Raw genomic sequence first — 20,381 nt, forward strand, 5'->3', positions numbered from 1 at the left:
GTATCCATACAGTTGTCCGCGTCGCCGCACGCGAGCGACGTCCGACCGGGGCTATGGCGCAGTTGGTAGCGCGCTTCCATGGCATGGAAGAGGTCGGGGGTTCGAATCCCCCTAGCTCCACGAACCGCTCGGATTCTTCTCCGAGTGGGGCACCCACACCGGGGCTATGGCGCAGTTGGTAGCGCGCTTCCATGGCATGGAAGAGGTCGGGGGTTCGAATCCCCCTAGCTCCACAATTCTTCAGCAACAGGCCCTGCCGTTAGGCGAGGGCCGTTTTGTTTCTCTGCTCGCTGCCGGCGTGTGCGGCACAATGCGGATATGGCTATCGCTGTGCTGGTCAAGGCCCTAGGGGCCTTCTTCGCGATCATGAACCCCTTCGTCAACCTGCCCCTGTTCCTGAGTCTCACCCAGGATCAGGATGCCGCGACCCAGCGGCGCACGGCAGTTCGCACAACGATCTCCTCCACCGTCATGTGTGCCGTTGTCCTGCTCCTCGGTGCGACAATCCTGAGATTCTTCGACATCGGCGTCGACGACTTCCGGATCGCAGGCGGAATCGTCCTGCTCATTATCTCCCTGTCCATGCTCAACGGCAGTGGATCCAGCGCCCACGAGGGAAGTACGCAGGAGAAGGAGCAGCACGACGCCGTTGCCGGTAACGGGAACGACGTCGCCTTCTACCCCATGACCTTTCCCATCCTCGTGGGGCCGGGAACGATCGCGACCATCATCGTCATCCAGTCCCAGGCTCGGGGGCTGGGCGGGCATGCGGCTGTTGCGGCTGCGCTGGCAGCCGTCCTCGTGACGCTCGGGATCGTTCTCTACTTCTCCGCCAGCATCGGCGCACGTCTGTCCATGACGATGCGCACCATCATGACCCGTCTCATGGGGATGATCCTGGCCTCGATCGCGGTTCAGATGATCGTCGTCGGGATCCAGCATCTCTTTCCCGGGCTGGCTCGCTGAGACGCGCTCCACGTGTGGGTTTCCCCGAGGAACTGGCTCCTCGGGGAGTCTGAGGGTAGCCTCACCTTCAGATGTTGTCGGGGGGCACCCCGCTCCCACGTGCAGCAGCATTGCAGGAAGGTAATCGTGTGACGTCTGTTCAGGTTCCCGACATCATGCAGCGCGCCAGGCGCATGGCCAGGCGTCTCCTGACCGGCAGCGGAAGCGCCGCGGTGACGGCCTACCGCATCGACCCCTCCGCGCCCGCCGCCTTCGTCGCTCACGCTATGCGGGCCGACGGCCGGATCCTCGTGGCGGCCTGCCCGTCGGAAGGTACTCCGCTGGCCATCGCTCCCGACGACGTCGCCGTCGATGTCCGGCTCGACGTCACTCTTGACGCCGCCGAGCCCGGTGTTCGTATCACGGCGGCCACGGCCCACCTGCTGGGCAACCTGACCTGGGTCAATGGCGAGGACCGTGCCCTCGTCCTGTCCTCCTCGCGGACTCCCGCCTGCCACTGCGCCATCGTCGGCGAGGATCCGCTCGAGCGGGTCCGAGAGATCGCCTCGGGTCCCGGAGGGCGTCTGGGCGTCATCGCCTGCGAACGCGTCATGCTCCACTGCGTCTCCGGTGTCTCCAGCCACGACATCGAGGAGATCCTCGACATCGCCTCTGCCGATGCCGGAGCCGTGCCATCCGCCTCTTGGAGCCCCCAGGAGGTCATGGATGCCCATGAGGCGGTCAGCGCGGTCGGCCAGTTGGGCCTGCGCGCCGTCTGTGAAGCCGTGCGAGAAGGGCAGATGGCCGGGTGGACCTGCTCCTCCCGCCCCGCTGTCGGTGTATGCCCTACGCTGTGGGATCGGACCCTGTGCGTCGACGTCGACACCCACGGGGTGACACTCATGTCCATTACCGGGGAAGAGGTCTCCACACTGGTGGTCTCCTTCCCGGATGCCCTGGCTAGTGCCTCCGAGGTCGGGCCGGTCCTCGAAGGGCTGGCCTCCCAGGCTCTCCCGCAGCGCCTGGCCCGTCCCTGAGTGGCTTACCTCGGTTGCGGTTCTGAACGTTCCGGTCGCAGAGACCGGAACGGGGGATACCACCGCGCGGTGGTATCCCCCGTTCGGCCCCCAGCCGCTCGAGCTGGAGAGCCTTCCGGTCAGCGAACTTCGTAGGTCTTGCAGGAGGCGGTGTCGCCGCCGACGGTCACGGCCTCGGCCGTGCACATGAGGTCCTTGTTGTGGACGCACTCGAGGCGCTGGCAGGCGCCCACCTGACCCTCGGCCACGGGCAGGCCGCCGCGGGCATCGAGGCTGATGAAAGTGTCGCAGGCCGGTGCGCCGTTGTCGCCGCCAACGGTGATGGCGAAAGCGGTACAGCCTCCGTTGTTGAAAGCGCAGGAGGTGGTGGTGCAGGAGGTGATCTTGGTGACGGACATGATGCTATTCCTTTCGAGCGGATGTGCGCTGCGGACATGAATAACGTAAATCCGTTCCCGCACCCCGGCAACGAAGGGCAGCCTGGCCTGCTTTGCTCCGTGTCCATGAACGTTGGGATTCCAACGTTTTGGTGGTTCTCATCGGGCTGTTTCCGTCAGTGATGGGAGCTTGAAAAAATATGGGGTTGTGTGCCGTTAATTTTCGTTATTCCTCGCAGGTAAGGCACTCCTGAACCGGTGCGGTCAGGAATTCACCTACGCATGGAGGGTTCCATTCATGGGGTGAAGGCATGGTGAGTGCGACCCGTGCTCCGGTGAAGGGGCATCTGCGCTCCCCGAGCCGTCCAGGGCTCCGAGTGTCCCGTGGTCCGCGTGTGGATCAGCTGTGGGCGGCCGCCACGGCCAGGCGCAGGGAGGCGGCGAAGCGCGTCTCGCGCTCGGCGGCACTCATGTCGCCGGAGTGATCCAGCAGATGGTCGGAGACCGTCAGAACCGCCAGCGCCTGCTTGCCGTACTCGGCGGCGACGCCGTAGAGGGCGGCCGCCTCCATCTCCACGCCCAGGACTCCGTAGGCGGCCAGTGCCTCGGTCTGGCCTTGGGGGGTGAAGTAGAAGTGGTCGCGCGAGATGACGGTTCCCAGATGAACCGTTCCGTCCACGCCGGCCTGGGGGGTCAGTGAGGCCTCGTAGGCGGCTTGGGCCAGATGGAAGTCGGCGACCGCGGAGAAGTTGATCCCCGGAATGCGCAGCTGGTTCATGGAGGAGTCCGTGTGGGCGCCGGTGGCCACGACGACGTCGCCGACCTCGACCTTAGGTGAGATAGCGCCGATGGTGCCCACGCGGATGATCCGTTCCACCCCGAACTGGCTGAACAGCTCGGTGGCGTAGATTGTGAAGGAGGGCTGTCCCATGCCCGATCCCATGACGCTCAGCGGCTTGCCGTTGACGGTTCCGGTGAAGCCCAGCATCCCGCGCACGTCGGTGATCATGCGGGCGTCAGCCATGAGTATCTCGGCAATGCGCTGGGCGCGCTTGGGGTCGCCGGGCATGAGGACCGCGGGGGCGAAGTCACCTGGAGCTGCGGCAATGTGCGGGGTGGCCATGGGATTCCTCTCGAAAGGAGTACTGAGTACCGGGTGGAATTGCGTTCAGTGTGGCACAGATCGCGTGAGAAAGAGTGGAAGGTGACCTCGCACATGCAGTCCATATGCTGGACATCGAGCGACACATCGTGGTCACTAGAGCTAGCGTCCAACGACAAAAGAGCCTGCGACCATTCCGCAGGAGAAGGCGGCCGTCGGGTCGCCTTCGTTCATGAGATCACGGAAGGTTACTCATGACCCCCAGGACAGGGGAGAGCGAGTCTCTTCAAGCGCCCCCGCGTGAGCAGTGGAGCGGTCAGCTCGGCTTCCTCATGGCAGCCATCGGCTCGGCGATCGGGCTGGGCAACATTTGGCGCTTCCCCGGCGTGGCCTACGCCAACGGTGGTGGTGCTTTCATCGTCCCCTACGTCATTGCGTTGTTGGCGGCGGGACTACCGATTCTCTTCCTCGATTACGCCCTGGGACACCGTTTCCGCGGCTCGCCGCCGGCGGTGTTCCGGCGCATGTCCACCAAGCTGGAGTGGCTGGGCTGGTTCCAGGTCTTCATCTGCTTCGTCATCATGACCTACTACGCGGTGGTGGTGGCCTGGTCCCTGCGCTACATGTTCTTCTCCTTCACCACCGCCTGGGGCAATGACGCGGGAGGCTTCTTCATGCACTACATCGGTGCCGACCAGCTCGAGACCGAGGTCAGCTACTCGCCGGCCGTCATCGCGGGCGTGGCCGTTCCGCTGCTGTTCGTGTGGGCCTTCGGCCTGGTGGTGACCGCACTGGGCGTCAGTGGCGGTGTGGAGAAGGCTAACAAGGTCTTCCTACCGCTGCTCGTGCTCATGTTTGCCGCCCTCGTGGTGCGGGCCCTCATGCTTCCCGGCGCGGGGGAGGGACTCAATGCCCTGTTCACCCCCAAGTGGTCCGCCCTGCTGGACTACAAGGTGTGGATGGCGGCACTCGGCCAGATCTTTTTCTCCCTGTCCGTGGGCTTCGGCATCATGCTCACCTACGCCTCCTACCTCCAGCGCCGCCGCTCCAACCTGGTGGGCACCGGCCTGGTGGCCGGCTTCGCCAACTCCTCCTTCGAGCTGTTCGCCGGCATCGGAGTCTTCGCCACCCTCGGCTTCATGGCGCACACCCAGGGCGTCGGCTTGAACGATATGAAGATCACCGGACCCTCCCTGTCTTTCATCACCTTCCCCACGGTCATCGCTCAGATGCCCGGTGGCGCGTTGTTCGGAGTGCTCTTCTTCGCATCCTTCGCCATGGCGGGACTGACCTCCTTTATCTCCATCATCCAGGTGGTGGCCGCCGGCGTGGGAGAGAAGCTCGGTCTGGCTCCCAAACCTGCCTCGCTCGTCGTCGGCATTCCGGCCGCTGTCCTGTCCTTCGTCCTATTCGCCACCAGTTCTGGCCTGCCGGATCTCGACGTCGTCGACGCCTTCATCAACAACATCGGTGTGGTCGCATCGGCCATCATCATGTGCGTGGCGGTGGTCTGGGGCCTGCGCCGCACCAGGCTGCTTCAGGATCATCTCAACGCCGTCTCCGAGTCGCGGATGATCGGTCTATGGTGGCGCGTCCTGGTCGGCGTGGTCGTCCCCGTCCTGCTGGGCTACATGTTCCTCCAGACCCTGGGGACCTATTTGTCCAAGGGCTACGAGACCTACTCGAACGGCTTCGTCATGGTCTTCGGCTGGGGGATGCTCCTAATGGTGGCCCTGTGCACCGCCATCATGACCCTCATCCCCTGGAAGACTCCGGTGGATGAGTTCGAGCCCCTTGAGCTTGAGACCGATTCCAAGGAGGAGGGCTGAGATGACTGGAATCGCTGTACTCATCATGCTTCTTGCCATCGTCATTATCTGGGGCGGCTTGGCGGTGTCCATCACCGCGCTCATCTCTCGCGGACGCCGGGAGGATCGTGATGCCCGGGCGGAGGCCTCGGCGCGGGCGCGTGAGCACATGCTCCACCCCGAGAAGGTTGACTAATCTGTCCCCACCCACTGCTGTGAAGAGAGACCGACTCCACCACCCGTCTGGAGCCCGGTTCGGCCGGTTTCCAGGCGGGTGGGTCACAATACGCCTATGACTCAGACTGATGTGAGCCCGCAGGAGCTGCCCCGTCTGGTGGCCTTCGACCTCGATGACACGCTGGCGCCCTCGAAGTCGGCCATGCCGCCGGCGATGGCGACGGCACTGAGGCGGCTGCTCGATGTGGTCCCCGTCTGCATCATCTCCGGAGGACAGGTGGGGCAGTTCCGCGATCAGGTCCTGGCCCGTCTCGACGCCGACGCCGACGAGCTCTCCCGGCTCCACCTCATGCCCACCTGCGGCACGCGGTACTACACCTACGACTCCTCGCAGTCCGCCCGGGGCGGTGATGCCTGGAAACTGGTTTACGCCAACGACCTCACGCCCGAGCAGATCCGTACCGGCTTCGAGATCGTCGAGGCCCAGGCGCGCCGTCTCGGCCTGTGGGAGGAACGGACCTGGGGGGAGATCCTGGAGGACCGAGGCAGCCAGATCACCTTCTCGGCCCTCGGGCAGGACGCCCCTCTGGAGGCCAAACGCGCCTGGGACCCCACGGGGCAGAAGAAGGCTGCCCTGCGCGACGCCGTCGCCCCGCTCCTGCCGGAGCTGGAGGTCCGCTCTGGCGGCTCTACGAGCGTGGACATCACCCTCAAGGGGGTCGACAAGGCCTACGGCATGAGACGATTGGCCGAGGTCACCGGGATCGCGCTGGAGGAGATGCTCTTCATCGGCGACCGCCTGGACCCCGAGGGCAATGACTACCCGGTCAAGGCCCTCGGCGTTCCCTGCCAGGCCGTGGGCGGATGGCAGGACACCGTCACCTACGTCACCGCGCTGGCGGGTCTCATCGCCTCCCAGGAGCACAACGGTGAGGACCACGCCACCAGGGTTTCCCTGGGCGCCCGTATCTGAGGTGGGCCGTGGCTCGTACTGACACGGATGCCGGCACTGAAGCGGATACCAACGTCGATACTGGCGCCGTCGGTCGCGCCGTCGACCTGTGGACCGGTGCGCTGACAGCCGCCCGTCGCTGCGGCGCCCTGGTGCTCACGGTGCTGCTATCGGCGCGGACACGGTGGAGAAGACTGCGTTCCGGTACCCGTGCGGTGATCAGCACGGCGGCGATGATCCTGACCTCCAGCCTGGTCTCCCTCCTCCTGGGCCTGTCCACGGCGACGGCCTCGGCGCCGGTCGGCCCGCACGAGGCGACCTGGTCGACAACCCTCGACTCCACCGTCACGCTCGACCTCGGACCGCTGGGGACCGCTTCGATGCAGTCACCCGCAGGGCTCCTCGGCGTCAAGGTGGTTCTGGGAGAGATCCCCGGTGACCCGGCTCCCGATGCCGCCAACGCCGCCAGCGTGGGACAGTCGCTGTCATCCGACGCCGCCTCCTACCTCTCGCTGATCTCCCACCCGGACCTGACGATCCGGCAGGGACTCTACGGCCTGGCGAGCGACGCCCTGCGCCGGGCCGGAGTTATCGAGGCGATCTTCCTGTGCTGCGTGGCCGCATGGAGCCTGGCGCCGACCAAGCCCCTGCGCGAGACGGTCCGCGCCGGAGCCTCGCACCGCTGGGCGGCGGCCGTGGCGGTCTCGGCGGTGGTGGCTGCTGTGGCCTCCCTACTGGTCCCGGCGATGCGTACCACCACTGTGCACGGCTCCACCCTGTCGGCGTTGGAGGGGACTCCGATGGCCCGGGCCCGCTTCTCGGGGCGAATCGCCGACATCGTCACTGCCTACGGTCCCAAGGCGCGCTCCTTCGTGGAGGCCAACAAAGACTTCTACGCCAAGGCAGACACCAACTTGCGGGCCGCCTGGAAGAGCGCCGAGAAGACCGATGGCCTGGTGGACGTCACGGCCGCCGAAGGAAAGGTGGACGCCGAGGATCTCCAGGCGCGGATCAAGGAGGCCTCCGCGAAGACGGTGGTGGAGGCCGAACCCGCATCATCTGCATCACCGCAGGAGACCCCGCAGTCCACCGAGGGTGCTGCAGCCGCCGCGACCACCGTGGCATCGTCGGCCCAGGCATCCCCCTCGACCACGGCTACGCCAACGACAGGAGCCCGCTCGGTTTCCGAGCGCGGCCGCAAGACGGCCGTGCTCACCACGGATCTGCACTGCAATCTCGACGTTATCGCCTTCTCCGGGGTTCTCGACCAGCTCTCCGACGCCGATATCCACATGGATGACGGGGATCTGACCATGACAGGCTCCGACCCGGAGCGGGTATGCGTCGATGCACTGACCCAGGCGGTCCCGAGTTCGACTGCAAAGGTCGCCACGGTTGGCAACCACGACTCTGATGCCACGGCGGCCCGCCTGCGCTCCCAGGGATGGACCGTCACCAACGGCTCGGTCCAGAAGGTCGCCGGGATCACCGTTCTGGGGGACGACGACGCCGACCGCACGACGGCGGCGGGCACCAAGCCGCGCAGCGGCGAGACCACCGAGCAGGTCGCCGCTCGTCTGGCCAAAGTCAGCTGCGGGCGCACGCCGGTCGACGTCGTCCTCATCCATCAGCCGGCCACCTTCGACCCACTGATGAACGAGGGGTGCGCGCCGCTGCTCCTGGCCGGGCACGTCCACGCCGAGCGCGGCATGACGACGGCCATCAGCCCCCAGACCGGTAGACCCGTGAGCGGGATCATCTCCGGTGCCGGCAAGGGCGGCACCTCGCTCGGCTCGGTGACGGAGGACGCCTTCCTCCACGTCCTGTCCTTCGACTCCACCGGCGCACTTGTGTCCTGGCGTGCGGTCATCCTCCACCCCGACGCCTCGGTGACGGTGGGGGCCTGGCGGCCGGTTGCGGGCATCTCTCCGGGCCAGGAGACGGTGACGACGGCTTCGACGCCGGATCCGTCGGCATCGGTCAACCCGGAACAGACACCGGCCGAGGTGCCTGGGGAGGTACCGGCCGAGTCCGAGGAGGGAGCCGAGCCCCAGGACCAGGCCGATCTTTCGGACGGGTAGGGCGCGGGCCGCCCGTTGTGGCATACGCTCTCACCCTGATAGCCACATGACTCCCCGAAGAACTGATGACGCACCACTGGTGAGGAGGCTGACGATGTCGCACATGCCCACAGATGCCGAGATCGATGAGATGAGCGAGGCCGAGCTCGAGGCCTATCTGGGTTCCGCCCCCGGTCAGGAGCTCGACCGGCGCGCTCGCCGCGATACCGGTGAGGCCTCCACCGCCCGGCCCAACTGGCTGCGCCGATCAGGAGCCGAGCGGGGTTTCGGCTGGCTGCTCATCGTGTGCGGGCTCATCGGGATCGTCGCCTGCTGGGAGCTCATCAGTTCCCAGATCGACCTGCTGCGCAACTCGGATGCGCAGCTCGTCTGCGACGTCAGCCCCCTGGTGTCCTGCGGTGACTCCCTCAACGTGTGGCAGGGCAACCTCCTGGGTGTGCCGAACTCCTTCATCGGGGCCATCGCCTTCGGCGCCCTGGTAGCGATCGGTGCGGTCCTGCTCAGTGGCGCGCGCCTGCCGCGGTGGATGTGGTGGGGGCTGAGCGCCGGCAGCCTGGGCGGGATCGCCTTCGTCATCTGGTTCCTGACCGTCTCCATCGTGACCTTCGGCAAGCTCTGCCCCTTCTGCATGGTCATCTGGTCCGTCACCATTCCGGTGGCCGCTCACTCCTGGGCCTGGACCGCAGCCGGTGGGCATCTGGGACTGCGCGATAACCTGGCGCTCGACCTGCTCAAGTCCCGCTGGTGGGTCATGGCGGCGATGTACCTGGCGGTGATCCTCACCATCATCATCGCCTTCGGCAGCCAGCTGGCGAGGATGTTCGGATAATGCCGCCCTCGAGCCGGGCGGCCTCGGCCCGGTCCACTTCGAAGCCATCGGTGGTGGGGGACTCGACCGTCACCCAGGACTACCTCAAGGTCGTATGGGCCGCCTGCGAGTGGGGCGGTGCGGGCGCCTCCATCACCGGCCTGGCCAAGCGCATGGAGGTGGCGCCCTCGACCGCCTCGGAGAACGTGGCCCGCCTGGTGGAGGAGGGACTTCTCGTCCACGAGCCCTACCGGTCCGTCACCCTTTCAGAGGAGGGCAGGCGCCGGGCCATGGGCATGATCCGCCGCCACCGGATCCTGGAGACCTACCTGGTTACCCAACTCGGCTTCGGCTGGGACGAGGTCCACGCCGAGGCCGAGGAGCTCGAGCACGCCGTCTCCGAACGGCTGCTGGAGCGGCTCGACGCCGTCCTGGGTCACCCCACCAGGGACCCGCATGGGGACCCGATCCCCACGGCGGACGGTCGGCTCATCGTGCCCGACCTGGTGCGCCTGGAGACCAGACCGGTGGGTTCCGACGGCGTCGTCGGCCGGATTCAGGACGACACCGAGACACTGCGCCGTCTCAGACGGGCCGGCATTGGACTGGACAGCCGGGTGCGGATCCGCGACCGGGGGACCGTGGCACCGGCCAAAGAGGGCGGTAAGCGCAGGCGGGCCACCGTCATCGCCCTACTGGATTCGGAAGCCTCCCGCATCGCGGCGCCAGGGGCAGTCCCGGAAGCTATCGTCCCCGACGGCTCCCTGTGGCTGCTGGCCTGATAGGGGCGCTGTCTGTACGGATCTGAACGGATCCGGGCGCGGCTGGGGGACAATGGGGCCATGAGCACGATTTTCACCAAGATCATCAAGGGTGAGATCCCCGGCCGTTTCGTGTGGGCGGACGAGGTCTGCGTCGCCTTCGCCACCATTGAGCCGCATACCGACGGGCACGTCCTGGTGGTTCCGCGGGTCGAGGTCGACTCCTACGTGGACGCGCCCGACGACGTAGTGGCGCACCTGGCTGTGGTCGCCAAGCGCATCGGTGCCGCGCAGGTACGCGTCTTTGAGGCGCCCAGGGCCGGGCTCGTCGTGGCCGGCTACGGGGTCGACCACCTGCACCTTCATGTGCTGCCGATCCGCTCCGAGGAGGACCTGTCCTTCTCCTCGGCCCGCCACCCCGAGGGGCCCGAACTCGACGCCGCCATGGAGCGCCTGCGGGGCGGCCTTGTCGAGGACGGCTGGGGCGAGTTCGTCCCCGCAAGGCTGGACAGCGCCGCGCTCGCGTAGCACCCGAGGCTGCCGGCTTCGTCCCCGTCAGAAGGATGGGGCTTGGTCGATGAGGGGTGCCAGTCCGAGGGTGTGGGCGGCTCTCGGGTAGGGGGCGGTCTCGAAGTCTCCGGCCTTTTCACCGGGGCGGGGGCCGCGGGTGACCAGCCGGGCACTGCCGTTGCCGGGGTGGGTGTGGTCGAGGGCGGTGTTGAGACGGTCGATGAGGTCAGGGCCGATCTGTTTGCTCAGGCCGTCCGGGATGATGGTGCCGGGAACAAGGTGCTGGCGGGGCCCGACCTTCCTGGGCAGGCGGTCGATGGTGCCGTCGGGGTGGCGCTGGTAGACGGTCTTGTCAGGGGTGTGCCAGGACAGGTCCCCGCTGGTCTGGTCTCTGGTGAGGGCCCATCCGGGAGTGTGTTTGAGGCGGTGGTGGGCCTCGCACAGGGTGGCGAGGTTGTCCAGGCTCGTGGTCCCGCCCTGGCCCCAGGCGGTGAGATGGTCCAGGTCGCAGCGCTCAGCTGGAATCTGGCAGGTGGGGAAGACGCAGGCACGGTCGCGGGCGCGCACCAGGTCGGCCAGACCCGTCGGGGGCCGGTACCTGGTGCGGCCGACGTCCAGGACGACTCCGCTGACCGGGTCGGTGACCAGGCGCCTCCAGGTGCCGCCTGCAGCCAGGGCCCAGGCAGTCATGGCCGGTACCGGCACACTCCGAGCCCCGATCCGTACCTCCGCTACGGACTGGGCAGCAGGAACGTCCTGCCTGGATTCGGGCAGACTTCTGCCGCTGGTCTCGGAGGACTCCCGGTCGGAGGGCTCAAGCACGGTTGCGTGGCCGCCGTCTGGGCTGGTCCGGCTGGAATCAGGGTTGTAAGGGCCGTCAGCGCGGTCGCCGCCTCCGGGATCGTCGCTGCCGGTGGGGTCTCCTGGTGGTACCAAGCTGGTCAGGGGGACGGTGACATTGACGTTGATGTGGATGCTCGCCGGTAGAGGGAGGTGGCCGGTTCCTGAGGGGGTCCACCATGGGCTGACCGAGCTCACCAGGCCGCTTAAGCTGCTCAGGAGCCCTTCCACCAGGGGTACCCCGTCGGGTAGTAGGCGCCCCGGGACGGGGGAATTAGGAGATGCCCAGGAGTGGGGTACTGAGCCCAGCGTGCTGAGGTCGCCATCGATGCCACCGCCACCGTCGTCGAGGCTTGTAGGGGCGCCGTCGCGGACATCGGATGCTTTCACAGCGGACTGGTAGGCGGTCTGCTGGCTGGTGCGCAGCGTCGAGAGGGTCATGGCGGTGATGGCGTCGGCCCTGAGCTGGCCCGGGGTGCGCTCCTCGCCGGCGGCGCGCGCGCTGGCGGCGATCGCGTCCAGGGTGGCGTCCAGCAGCAGGGCGTCCATGGTCGGCAGCAGAAGCCGGACCTGGCACAGGCCCTCGCCCGCAGGCTTCGGGCGCGACACGCACCGCTTGGAGACATTGGCTCGGGTTCGCTCATCGTGTCCGTCGGGGTCGACCTCTATGAGGGCCCGCTCAATGTCCCGCCCCACCTGAGAGACGGTGCGTCGGGGTGCCTGGGGCAGGACCTTGTTCTGGACCTCCAGTGCCACAGGAACCGGCACGTCTTCCAGACGGCGAGTCACCAGGGACGCCTTTGTCGAGTCCAGGACCCCGGAGCGCTCCATGGCCTCGACCGGGCCGAAGCCAATATTCATGAGGGCGTTGCCGTGATCGACCATCTGGCCGGCCCGAGTCCGGGAGATCCCCAGTCGGACCGAGAGTAGGCAGGTGGTGTTGAACTTGCGTTCCTCGTAGCCGACCACGGGTGAGACCTGGCCGTTTGGGCCCCACTGGCCGGGGTGGGTTGACAGCTCAGCGCACCCGGTCAGGCAGGCCGCTGCGAGTGATTCTCCCCAGGCAGCCCAGGCCGCCAGGCGATGACAGGCCGCGGCCAGCTCCCCCAAACCCGCTGCCCCCAGACCAATCAGCCCCGAGGCGCCGGCCTCCTCCACGTCCATGGTCCTGAGCCCCTTGGCGGCGGTCACCATGGCCGCATCACCCCCAGGTTCGCTAGTGAACAAGCCCTCACCATCAACACCGCCGACGCCGTCAGCAGCGGAGCCCTCATCGTCGGAGTCCTGGGCGGTCACCAGCAGCCGAGCCAGCAACCCCTCCACTACACCGGCCAGCACTCCGCCCGCCCCCAGGGACGCCAGCAGGACGGCGGCGTCTTCTGCTGAGACCGGCGGTACCGACGTCGGAGGACCGGCGGGCGCGCCCGGCGCCCCGACCGCACCACCGGCCGGGACACGAGGAAACATGCCGCCTTCGAACATACGTACAGTATAGCAACAGTCCTCGACATCCGCGCCCCATCAACATTCCCGGAAACCGGCTCAACAACAACGAAAAACCGCATTATCGGAGCCTCCGTTACCTCGGAGTCAGTGCGGCGGTCCGCCGAGACTTCGGAACCATCTGCCCTGCTAATGCGATATTGGTACTTCTGCGGTCGTTACAGCAAAGAGCGGTAACGGTCCAAATGCCGTGAGGGAGAACTGTCGAGCGATATGAGGGCTGGCGCAGGGGCCTCTCTGGCCGCCGGAGTGGGAGAAACTCCCGCCCGTTTTCTACTTTCCAGGCGCGCCCGCACCTTCATCGCTCGCACGACTTAGCGCCCGAACGATCTGCGGAAGAGACGTGACGCCGTCGGAGGCCAGGAAATGGCCCGCGCCCGGAACGGTGACGACGTCGGCGCTGATCGCGGTGGCGAATCTCCGGGAAGCCGCCCGGGGGACAAGCGGGTCGTTATCGGAATGAATGACTGTGGTGGGCCCCAGAAGCGGACGCAGCTCACCGGGGCTCGCGCCGTCGAGAAAGCCCTTCAGTCCGGTGGTGAGGAAATGGTCGAGCTCCGCCTCTCCCGTCGGTGGAAGCTGCTGCGCGAAGGGTGCGACGGCGATGAAGGCTGCCAGGTGCCGACCGTCGCCGTTCACCGGTGAGCCGCACGCGATGACTCGCTCGATTGCCCGCAGCGCGGTCAGGCCGCCAAGACTGTGCGTCACAATTGCGAGCCCCGCCAGCCCGTCTGGCGACGTCCCGATTCTCTCGGCGATGATCGACGCCCAGGTCGAGGCCTCCGGAGTTTCTGGATGAGGGAGCTGCGGCACCTCGACATGGCGGACGGTCCGCGCGAGCCAGGGAAACCAGTGGTCGTGAGGCCCTGCCCCGAAACCGTGGACGAGGATGACTCTGTCGAAAGTATCGAGTCCGTCGAAGGAATAGTGTTCTGTCATGTGATCCATGACCCCGACGGTAGACATTCACGCCAGTGGCAAGGTCAAGTGGAAGATGTTCGCCGGAGAGGAGCTCCTTGTGCACATCGGAGAGTTCGCCCGACAGGCGGGTGTCAGCCCCCGTTCCTTAAGGCACTACGAAGAGGCCGGTCTGCTCGTGCCCGAACGGACCTCCGCCGGATACCGGGACTACAGCCCGAAGGATCTGGACGCCGTCGCACGCATCCGGCCGATCCTGGCCACCGGCCTCGGCGTCGCTGCCGCCCGTCGCTACCTGGACTGCGTCGAGATCACTGGCGACAACCGAGCTGTCGCAATCACCATGTGCCCCGGCCTGCGCCGTGAGCTCGACGTCGTTGAGGAGCGGATCAACCGGCACCGTAGCCGGCTGGCACGTGAGCAGGGCGCCCTCAACCGCTTCAGGGCTGCGGCTCGGGAAGAAGAGTGAGGACGACACCGCTCAAACCCCAGTGGGCTCCACCGACGTGACCGGTCTCGCCCGCCCGCGGGGCGGGCGCCGCCGGGCCCCGCTGCCGCCGGGCGATAGGCTGTGCCCCAGCACCAGGAAGCACGAGTAGGAAAAGAGCGCTGCCGCGATGTCAGAGAGAACCGCACCGGGCGAGTCCGACACCCCCTACCGCTACACGGCGGCCCTGGCGGACTCCATCGAGACCGCCTGGCAGGACCGCTGGGAGGCCGAGGGCACCTTCAACGCCGACAACCCCGTCGGTGCCCTGGCCGGCCCTGGGGCGGATAAGGAGAAGTACTTCCTACTGGACATGTTCCCCTACCCCTCCGGCAAGGGCCTGCACGTGGGCCACCCGCTGGGCTACATCGCCACCGACGTTGTCGCGCGCTTCACCCGCATGACCGGCAAGAACGTCCTGTACACGATGGGCTACGACGCCTTCGGCCTGCCCGCCGAGCAGTACGCCGTCACCACCGGCCAGCACCCGCGCGTCTCCACCGAGGCCAACATCGCCAACATGCGCCGCCAGCTGCGCCGCCTGGGCCTGTCCCACGACCCGCGCCGCTCACTGGCCACCATCGACGTCGACTACGTGCGCTGGACCCAGTGGATCTTCCTGCAGGTCTTCAACTCCTGGTTCGACCCCGAGGCCCCGCGCCGCGACGGCCGCGGCAAGGGCGCGGCCCGGCCGGTGACCGAGCTGCGCGACAAGCTCGCCTCCGGCCAGGTCCCCGTCCCCGGCGGCCGCGACTGGGCCGGCCTGAGCGCCGCCGAGCAGGCCGAGATCATCGACTCCTTCCGTCTGGCCTACGTCTCCAGCGCCCCCGTCAACTGGTGCCCCGGCCTGGGCACGGTGCTCGCCAACGAGGAGGTCACCGCCGAGGGCCGCTCCGAGCGCGGCAACTACCCCGTTTTCAAGCGCAACCTGCGCCAGTGGATGATGCGCATCACCGCTTACGGCGACCGCCTCGCCGAGGACCTGGACACCGTGGACTGGCCCGAGAAGGTCAAGCTCATGCAGCGCAACTGGATCGGCCGCTCCGAGGGCTCCGAAGTGACCTTTGCCGTGCCTGGGGCCGGTCAGGGCGCCGACCAGGATGCATCGCTGAGCGTCTACACCACCCGCCCCGACACCCTCTTCGGCGCCACCTTCATGGTCGTGGCCCCCGAGCACCCCATGCTGGGCGGCGTCGAGTCCTCCGGCTCGGTGCGCACCGAGACCCAGATCGCCGACGACGCCGCGGCCCTGACCGTCCCGGCCGCCTGGCCCGAGGGCACCAAGGAGGCCTGGACCGGCGGCTACGCGACCCCCGCCGAGGCCGTGGCCGCCTACCGCGCCCGGGCCGCGGCGACGTCGGACGCCGACCGCACCGATGAGGGCCGGGTCAAGACCGGTGTCTTCACCGGATTCTTCGGCATCAACCCCGTCAACGGCGCGAAGGTGCCGGTCTTTGTGGCCGACTACGTCCTCATGGGCTACGGAACCGGCGCCATCATGGCCGTACCCGCTCACGACGAGCGGGACTACGCCTTCGCCACCAAGTACGGCATCGACATCATCCAGACCATCGGCCCGGCCGACGACCCCCACGGCATCGACCTGTCCGCCCAGGCCTACACCGGCGACGGCGTCGTCGTGAACTCCGCCCAGGGCGACCTGGACATCAACGGCATGAGCAAGGACGAGGCCAAGGCCACCATGATCGGCTGGCTGGAGGCCAAGGGCGCCGGTCGCGGCGCGGTCACCTACCGCCTGCGCGACTGGCTCTTCTCCCGCCAGCGTTACTGGGGCGAGCCCTTCCCGATCGTGTGGGATGAGGACGGCGGCGTCCACGCCCTGCCCGAGTCCATGCTGCCGGTCGAGCTGCCCGAGGTCACCGACTACTCGCCGCGCTCCTACGACCCCGACGATGCCGACTCCTCCCCGGAGCCGCCGCTGGGCAAAGCTACCGAGTGGGTCGAGGTCGAGCTCGACCTGGGCGAGGGCCCCCGGACGTACTACCGCGAGACCAACACGATGCCGCAGTGGGCCGGCTCGTGCTGGTACGAGATGCGCTACATCGACCCCACCGATGACAACGCGCTCGTCGACCCGGCCAACGAGGCCTACTGGATGGGGCCGCGCCCGCAGGCCGGCAACACCTCCGGCGGCACCGACCTGTATGTCGGCGGCGTCGAGCACGCCGTCCTGCACCTGCTCTACTCGCGCTTCTGGCACAAGGTCCTCTTCGACTTGGGTCACGTCTCCTCCTCCGAGCCCTACCACCGTCTCTTCAACCAGGGCTACGTCCAGGCCTACGCCTACACCGACTCCCGCGGGCAGTATGTGCCCGCCGACGAGGTCGAGGAGGTCACCGCCGCGGACGGCACCACCAGCTACCTGTGGCAGGGGCAGCCAGTGGGCCGCGAGTACGGCAAGATGGGCAAGTCCCTGAAGAACATCGTCACCCCCGACGACATGTATGAGGCCTACGGCGCCGACACCTTCCGCGTCTACGAGATGAGCATGGGGCCGCTCGACGCCGACCGCCCGTGGGACACCCGCGCCGTCGCCGGCAGCCAGCGCTTCTTGCAGCGCCTGTGGCGCAATGTCGTCGACGAGACCACCGGTGAGCTGACGGTGGTTGACGAGCCCGCCGACGAGGAGACCCGCCGGCTCGTGGCCAAGACGATCGTGGGCGTGCGCGAGGACTACGAGGGGATGCGGCTGAACACGGCCATCGCCAAGCTCATCGTCCTCAACAACCATCTCACCGGGCTCAGCGCGGTCCCGCGCGAGGCCGTCGAGGCCCTCGTCCTCATGACGGCGCCCGTGGCCCCGCACATCGCCGAGGAGATCTGGAAGCGCCTGGGCCACGAGCACTCCCTGGCCCACGAGGACTTCCCGGTCGTGACCGACCAGTCCCTGCTGGCCGCCGACAAGGTCACCTGCGTCGTCCAGGTCAAGGGCAAGGTCCGCGATCGCCTCGAGGTCGACCCCAACATCTCCGAGGCCGAGCTGGAGAAACTGGCCCTGGCGGCCCCCGGCGTCATCCGCACCCTGGACGGGCGCGGCGTGCGCAAGGTGATCGTCCGCGCCCCCAAGCTGGTGAGCATCGTCCCCGAGTGACCGGGGCGGACTTTTCGACGGCGCCGCTCACGGCCGTGCCGGAGTAGCGGAGGAACAGTACGAGGGGCTGCACGAACCGAGTGGTTGGTGCAGCCCTTCAAGATGTGCCCGCGGGGATAGATGAGGAGGAGTGCGTTGAGACTGTGCTTTGGCTGGAAAACGAACAACAAGTAACCTTGTGTTGTGGAGCTGGGCCCGATTATCCTCGACAGTGCACATCGGCACGGTGTGCCGGATGATGCCATGCTCCACGCACTGCGCTTTCCTGTCCGTCACTTTGTGCAAGATGATTCGATGACGATGTTCATAGGTGCCGACGAGACTGGCATTCTCATTGAGGTAGGCGTCATCGAATGGCACGGCGTCATCGCTATCGCTCACGCTATGCGCCCGGCCCGTTCCAAGTATCTGAGGTGAATCACGATGACTCGACGCTCCATCGCAGACATCGCGGCTCGCGCTGACGAGTTCGCCGACGCCTTCGAGAACTATGACCCCAGGCCCGGTGACGAGGATGCTCCGTTGCCGCCGATCATGGCCGTCAAGCTTGCGGCGTGGCGTCGTGATACGGCTGAGCGTGAACTTGCTGAAGCGGTGCATGCGGCCCGTGAGCAGCAGCTGTCCTGGCGCGAAGTCGGTGAGGCGATCGGAACCAGTGGAGAGGCTGCTCGTCAGCGGTACAGCGCCGTGGTGCAGTAGTTTTCAGATGCCGGTTTCTCTGGGCTCCCAAATTGGTGAGCATCGTCCCCGAGTGACCGGGGCAGACTCTCGACGGCGTCGCTCACGGCCGCGCCGGAGTAGCGGAGAAGCAGCATGAAGGGCTGCACGAACCGAGTGGTTGGTGCAGCCCCTTCGCCCTGCTTGAGCCGGTTCTCAGCGGCGCCTGAGGGTGCCGAAGATGGAACGCGTGATCTCGCGGGTGATCTGGCGGCCCACCGAGCCGATGGTCTTCTCGACCTCCCGCTGACGGCGCTCGGCGGCCTTCTCCGCCTCGCGCTGGCGACGCTGGGCCTCCTTGACGGCCTCGCGCTCCAAGCGCTCGGCCTCCTTCTGACGCTGAGCGGCCTGGCGGGCGGCCTCCTTCTCCAGGGCCTTCTGAGCGGCGGCGTCGGCCTTTGCCTGTTCCTTGGCGGCCTGCTCGGCGGCGCGGGCGGCCTCGGCGGCCTCGCCGTCGGCCTGGATCCGCTGGGCCAGCAGTTCGTAGGCGGACTCGTTGTCCACCCCGGTGGCGTACTTGGGTTTGAGCGGGGAGGAGGCCAGCACCTGGCCGACGGTGCCGTCCTGGGCCGGCCCCATGACGGCGGCGGGCACGTTGATGATCACCGGAGCGACCGGGGCCGGGCGTCCCTTCTCATCTAGGACGCTGACGACGGCCTGGCCGGTTCCCAGTGACGTGAGCACCCGGCTGAGGTCGACCGGGCTGACCGGGAAGGTGGAGACCGCCTTCTTGAGGTTGGCGGCGTCGGCCGGGGTGTGGGCGCGCAGGGCGTGCTGGACCCGGCTGCCGAGCTGGGCCAGGACCTCGTCGGGCACGTCCGTGGGGGACTGGGTGATGAAAACGATGCCCACGCCCTTGGAGCGGATGAGCCGCACGGTGCGCACCACGGCCTCCAGGAAGGCCTTCGAGGCGCCGGAGAACAGCAGGTGGGCCTCGTCGAAGAAAAACACCATGGTGGGCTTGTCCGGGTCACCGACCTCAGGCAGGGTCTCGAAGAGCTCAGCGAGCAGCCACATGAGGAAGGTGGAGAACAGCGTGCCCTGGGACTGGATGTCGGCCAGCTCCAGGGCCGAGATGACACCACGGCCATCGGGGGAGAGCCGCATGAGGTCGCGCACATCCAGTGCGGGCTCGCCGAAGAAGGCCTCGCCTCCGGCCGCCTCCAGGGCGGCAATCTCACGCAGGATGACCCCGGCCGTCGCAGCCGAGACACCGCCGATGGTCTTGAGCTCCTCCTTGCCCGCGTCGGTGTTCGTCAGGTAGTCGACGACGGCGCGCAGGTCCTTCAGGTCCAGCAGAGCCAGCCCCTGGCTGTCAGCCCAGTGGAAGACGAGCTGGAGGGCGGAGGCCTGCGTGTCATTGAGGCCCAGGACCCGGGAGAGCAGGATCGGCCCGAACTCGGTGACCGTCGTGCGAATGGGGGTGCCGCTGATGCCGGCGCCGGAGTCTGATCCACCGAGGTTGAACAGCTCGATGGGGAAGGACTGACCCGCCCATTCCTGACCGGTGGAGTCGATGCGGGCGGCGATCTTGTCGTTGGAGGCTCCGGACTCGGCCAGGCCGGTCAGGTCGCCCTTGACGTCGGCCAGGAAGACTGGGACGCCCGCGCTGGACAGGCCCTCGGCCAGGAGCTGGAGCGTACGGGTCTTGCCGGTACCGGTCGCCCCGGCCACCAGCGCGTGCCGGTTGAGCAGCCCCAGCGGGATACCGACCGACAGGCCCTTGACCGGCGCGGGTTCGCCATCGCAGAGCGTGTCGAGGTAGGTGCCCACCGGCAGGGTGGGAGAGGAGAAGTCATAGCCGGAGCGGACCTGGCCGGTGTAGGCGGCATCCTCGGCAGGGGGCGCGGTCTCCGTCTGATCCTGTGCCGCAGGGGCCTCCTCCGCCGGTGCCTCAGCGGGCTGTGCGGAGTCAGCGGGGGCGACGGCGTCGGCCGACTCCGTGGGAGCTGCGGCCGGAGCCCCCGTTTCGGCCCCTGCGGCCTCTGCAGCGGTCCCTGTGCCAGGAGTAGCCTCGGCCGAGGCGGGACTAGAGGCGATGGCGGCGTCAAGGGCGGCTTGAGCAGCGGCGGCCTTGGCTGCGGCGGCTTCGGCGGCGGCCTGAGCGGCCTCGGCCTTGAGGCGTGCGATCTCAGCTGAGTCGGTCATGGCGTCATCGTAAACGCCGAACCTGCCAGCGCGCTGACTCGGGCGTGCCAGGAGCCTGGCGCGTCTGAGGACATGATGGGGCCAAGCGTCCGGAAAGA

General features: G+C 67.5%; 18 protein-coding genes and 2 tRNA genes. 15 read left to right on the forward strand and 5 right to left on the reverse strand.

Going from position 1 to position 20,381, the window contains the following annotated elements:
* The first annotated feature begins 47 nt into the window (after nt 1–47).
* The 4 genes from FK256_RS05260 to FK256_RS05275 all read left to right on the forward strand — a co-directional run bounded on the left by FK256_RS05260 (nt 48) and on the right by FK256_RS05275 (nt 1,982).
* Nucleotides 48–120 (forward strand) — tRNA-Ala (locus FK256_RS05260).
* Nucleotides 121–160: 40 nt separating this feature from the next.
* Nucleotides 161–233: transfer RNA gene (locus tag FK256_RS05265), tRNA-Ala, on the forward strand.
* Between the two features lie 85 nt (nt 234–318).
* Nucleotides 319–966, forward strand: coding sequence for a MarC family protein (locus FK256_RS05270; RefSeq protein ID WP_009233580.1), 648 nt, complete (start codon nt 319–321; stop codon nt 964–966).
* Nucleotides 967–1,094: 128 nt separating this feature from the next.
* Nucleotides 1,095–1,982, forward strand: coding sequence for a hypothetical protein (locus FK256_RS05275; protein WP_021607479.1), 888 nt, complete (start codon nt 1,095–1,097; stop codon nt 1,980–1,982).
* Between the two features lie 119 nt (nt 1,983–2,101).
* Here FK256_RS05275 and FK256_RS05280 read toward each other — a convergent pair whose 3' ends face one another.
* On the reverse strand, nt 2,102–2,380 hold the full coding sequence (locus FK256_RS05280; protein ID WP_003781261.1) for a DUF1540 domain-containing protein: 279 nt from the start codon (nt 2,378–2,380) through the stop codon (nt 2,102–2,104).
* A gap of 379 nt (nt 2,381–2,759) precedes the next feature.
* Complete coding sequence (gene deoD / locus FK256_RS05285) at nt 2,760–3,482, reverse strand: purine-nucleoside phosphorylase (RefSeq protein WP_021607481.1); 723 nt, start codon at nt 3,480–3,482, stop codon at nt 2,760–2,762.
* A 233-nt stretch (nt 3,483–3,715) separates the two neighbouring features.
* Here deoD and FK256_RS05290 point away from each other — a divergent pair, with 233 nt between their 5' ends.
* The 7 genes from FK256_RS05290 to FK256_RS05320 all read left to right on the forward strand — a co-directional run bounded on the left by FK256_RS05290 (nt 3,716) and on the right by FK256_RS05320 (nt 10,576).
* Nucleotides 3,716–5,290 (forward strand): sodium-dependent transporter, encoded by a 1,575-nt coding sequence (locus FK256_RS05290; RefSeq protein ID WP_021607482.1) that lies wholly within the window; start codon nt 3,716–3,718, stop codon nt 5,288–5,290.
* 1 nt (nt 5,291) lies between these two features.
* A complete protein-coding gene (locus tag FK256_RS05295; RefSeq protein WP_021607483.1) occupies nt 5,292–5,465 on the forward strand; it encodes a methionine/alanine import family NSS transporter small subunit in 174 nt (57 codons plus the stop codon).
* 96 nt (nt 5,466–5,561) lie between these two features.
* Nucleotides 5,562–6,419, forward strand: coding sequence for an HAD hydrolase family protein (locus FK256_RS05300; protein WP_009233575.1), 858 nt, complete (start codon nt 5,562–5,564; stop codon nt 6,417–6,419).
* Nucleotides 6,420–6,427: 8 nt separating this feature from the next.
* Entirely contained in the window at nt 6,428–8,479 is a 2,052-nt protein-coding gene (locus tag FK256_RS05305) for a metallophosphoesterase family protein (RefSeq protein WP_021607485.1), read from the forward strand.
* 94 nt (nt 8,480–8,573) lie between these two features.
* A complete protein-coding gene (locus FK256_RS05310) occupies nt 8,574–9,308 on the forward strand; it encodes a vitamin K epoxide reductase family protein (protein WP_021607486.1) in 735 nt (244 codons plus the stop codon).
* On the forward strand, nt 9,308–10,069 hold the full coding sequence (locus FK256_RS05315; protein WP_009233572.1) for a metal-dependent transcriptional regulator: 762 nt from the start codon (nt 9,308–9,310) through the stop codon (nt 10,067–10,069). Before FK256_RS05310 ends, FK256_RS05315 begins: the two co-directional genes overlap by 1 nt.
* A 60-nt stretch (nt 10,070–10,129) precedes the next feature.
* Entirely contained in the window at nt 10,130–10,576 is a 447-nt protein-coding gene (locus FK256_RS05320) for an HIT family protein (RefSeq protein ID WP_021608605.1), read from the forward strand.
* Between the two features lie 27 nt (nt 10,577–10,603).
* On the opposite strand, the gene FK256_RS05325 is transcribed toward FK256_RS05320, so the two are convergent.
* Together FK256_RS05325 and FK256_RS05330 are read right to left on the reverse strand one after the other, a co-directional pair.
* Nucleotides 10,604–12,880: an HNH endonuclease signature motif containing protein gene (locus FK256_RS05325; RefSeq protein WP_141423972.1), complete on the reverse strand. Its 2,277-nt coding sequence runs from the start codon at nt 12,878–12,880 to the stop codon at nt 10,604–10,606.
* A gap of 294 nt (nt 12,881–13,174) precedes the next feature.
* Nucleotides 13,175–13,849 (reverse strand): RBBP9/YdeN family alpha/beta hydrolase, encoded by a 675-nt coding sequence (locus FK256_RS05330; protein WP_170197912.1) that lies wholly within the window; start codon nt 13,847–13,849, stop codon nt 13,175–13,177.
* Here FK256_RS05330 and FK256_RS05335 point away from each other — a divergent pair.
* The 4 genes from FK256_RS05335 to FK256_RS05350 all read left to right on the forward strand — a co-directional run bounded on the left by FK256_RS05335 (nt 13,848) and on the right by FK256_RS05350 (nt 18,117).
* The gene (locus FK256_RS05335; protein ID WP_244936161.1) at nt 13,848–14,288 is read left to right on the forward strand and encodes a MerR family transcriptional regulator; all 441 of its coding nucleotides are present in this window, start codon (nt 13,848–13,850) and stop codon (nt 14,286–14,288) included. The two genes, FK256_RS05330 and FK256_RS05335, sit on opposite strands and share 2 nt — an antisense overlap.
* A 148-nt stretch (nt 14,289–14,436) precedes the next feature.
* On the forward strand, nt 14,437–17,418 hold the full coding sequence (locus FK256_RS05340; RefSeq protein ID WP_141423973.1) for a leucine--tRNA ligase: 2,982 nt from the start codon (nt 14,437–14,439) through the stop codon (nt 17,416–17,418).
* Nucleotides 17,419–17,601: 183 nt separating this feature from the next.
* Nucleotides 17,602–17,835: a hypothetical protein gene (locus FK256_RS05345; RefSeq protein ID WP_021606389.1), complete on the forward strand. Its 234-nt coding sequence runs from the start codon at nt 17,602–17,604 to the stop codon at nt 17,833–17,835.
* A 6-nt stretch (nt 17,836–17,841) separates the two neighbouring features.
* A complete protein-coding gene (locus FK256_RS05350; RefSeq protein WP_021606390.1) occupies nt 17,842–18,117 on the forward strand; it encodes a hypothetical protein in 276 nt (91 codons plus the stop codon).
* Between the two features lie 174 nt (nt 18,118–18,291).
* Here FK256_RS05350 and FK256_RS05355 read toward each other — a convergent pair whose 3' ends face one another.
* Complete coding sequence (locus FK256_RS05355) at nt 18,292–20,283, reverse strand: helicase HerA-like domain-containing protein (RefSeq protein WP_141423974.1); 1,992 nt, start codon at nt 20,281–20,283, stop codon at nt 18,292–18,294.
* Between the last annotated feature and the right edge of the window lie 98 nt (nt 20,284–20,381).

The sequence above is a fragment of the Actinomyces johnsonii genome (assembly GCF_006546835.1).
In the GTDB taxonomy this organism is placed as follows: Bacteria; Actinomycetota; Actinomycetes; order Actinomycetales; family Actinomycetaceae; genus Actinomyces; species Actinomyces johnsonii.

What these genes read in the sequence shown, in the direction of transcription:
- FK256_RS05270 (WP_009233580.1), top strand. Translation starts at nt 319, where the DNA reads ATGGCTATCGCTGTGCTGGTCAAGGCCCTAGGGGCCTTCTTCGCGATC.
- FK256_RS05280 (WP_003781261.1), bottom strand. Translation starts at nt 2,380, where the DNA reads ATGTCCGTCACCAAGATCACCTCCTGCACCACCACCTCCTGCGCTTTC.
- deoD (WP_021607481.1), bottom strand. Translation starts at nt 3,482, where the DNA reads ATGGCCACCCCGCACATTGCCGCAGCTCCAGGTGACTTCGCCCCCGCG.
- FK256_RS05290 (WP_021607482.1), top strand. Translation starts at nt 3,716, where the DNA reads ATGACCCCCAGGACAGGGGAGAGCGAGTCTCTTCAAGCGCCCCCGCGT.
- FK256_RS05295 (WP_021607483.1), top strand. Translation starts at nt 5,292, where the DNA reads ATGACTGGAATCGCTGTACTCATCATGCTTCTTGCCATCGTCATTATC.
- FK256_RS05300 (WP_009233575.1), top strand. Translation starts at nt 5,562, where the DNA reads ATGACTCAGACTGATGTGAGCCCGCAGGAGCTGCCCCGTCTGGTGGCC.
- FK256_RS05310 (WP_021607486.1), top strand. Translation starts at nt 8,574, where the DNA reads ATGTCGCACATGCCCACAGATGCCGAGATCGATGAGATGAGCGAGGCC.
- FK256_RS05315 (WP_009233572.1), top strand. Translation starts at nt 9,308, where the DNA reads ATGCCGCCCTCGAGCCGGGCGGCCTCGGCCCGGTCCACTTCGAAGCCA.
- FK256_RS05320 (WP_021608605.1), top strand. Translation starts at nt 10,130, where the DNA reads ATGAGCACGATTTTCACCAAGATCATCAAGGGTGAGATCCCCGGCCGT.
- FK256_RS05325 (WP_141423972.1), bottom strand. Translation starts at nt 12,880, where the DNA reads ATGTTCGAAGGCGGCATGTTTCCTCGTGTCCCGGCCGGTGGTGCGGTC.
- FK256_RS05335 (WP_244936161.1), top strand. Translation starts at nt 13,848, where the DNA reads ATGACCCCGACGGTAGACATTCACGCCAGTGGCAAGGTCAAGTGGAAG.
- FK256_RS05330 (WP_170197912.1), bottom strand. Translation starts at nt 13,849, where the DNA reads ATGGATCACATGACAGAACACTATTCCTTCGACGGACTCGATACTTTC.
- FK256_RS05340 (WP_141423973.1), top strand. Translation starts at nt 14,437, where the DNA reads ATGTCAGAGAGAACCGCACCGGGCGAGTCCGACACCCCCTACCGCTAC.
- FK256_RS05350 (WP_021606390.1), top strand. Translation starts at nt 17,842, where the DNA reads ATGACTCGACGCTCCATCGCAGACATCGCGGCTCGCGCTGACGAGTTC.
- FK256_RS05355 (WP_141423974.1), bottom strand. Translation starts at nt 20,283, where the DNA reads ATGACCGACTCAGCTGAGATCGCACGCCTCAAGGCCGAGGCCGCTCAG.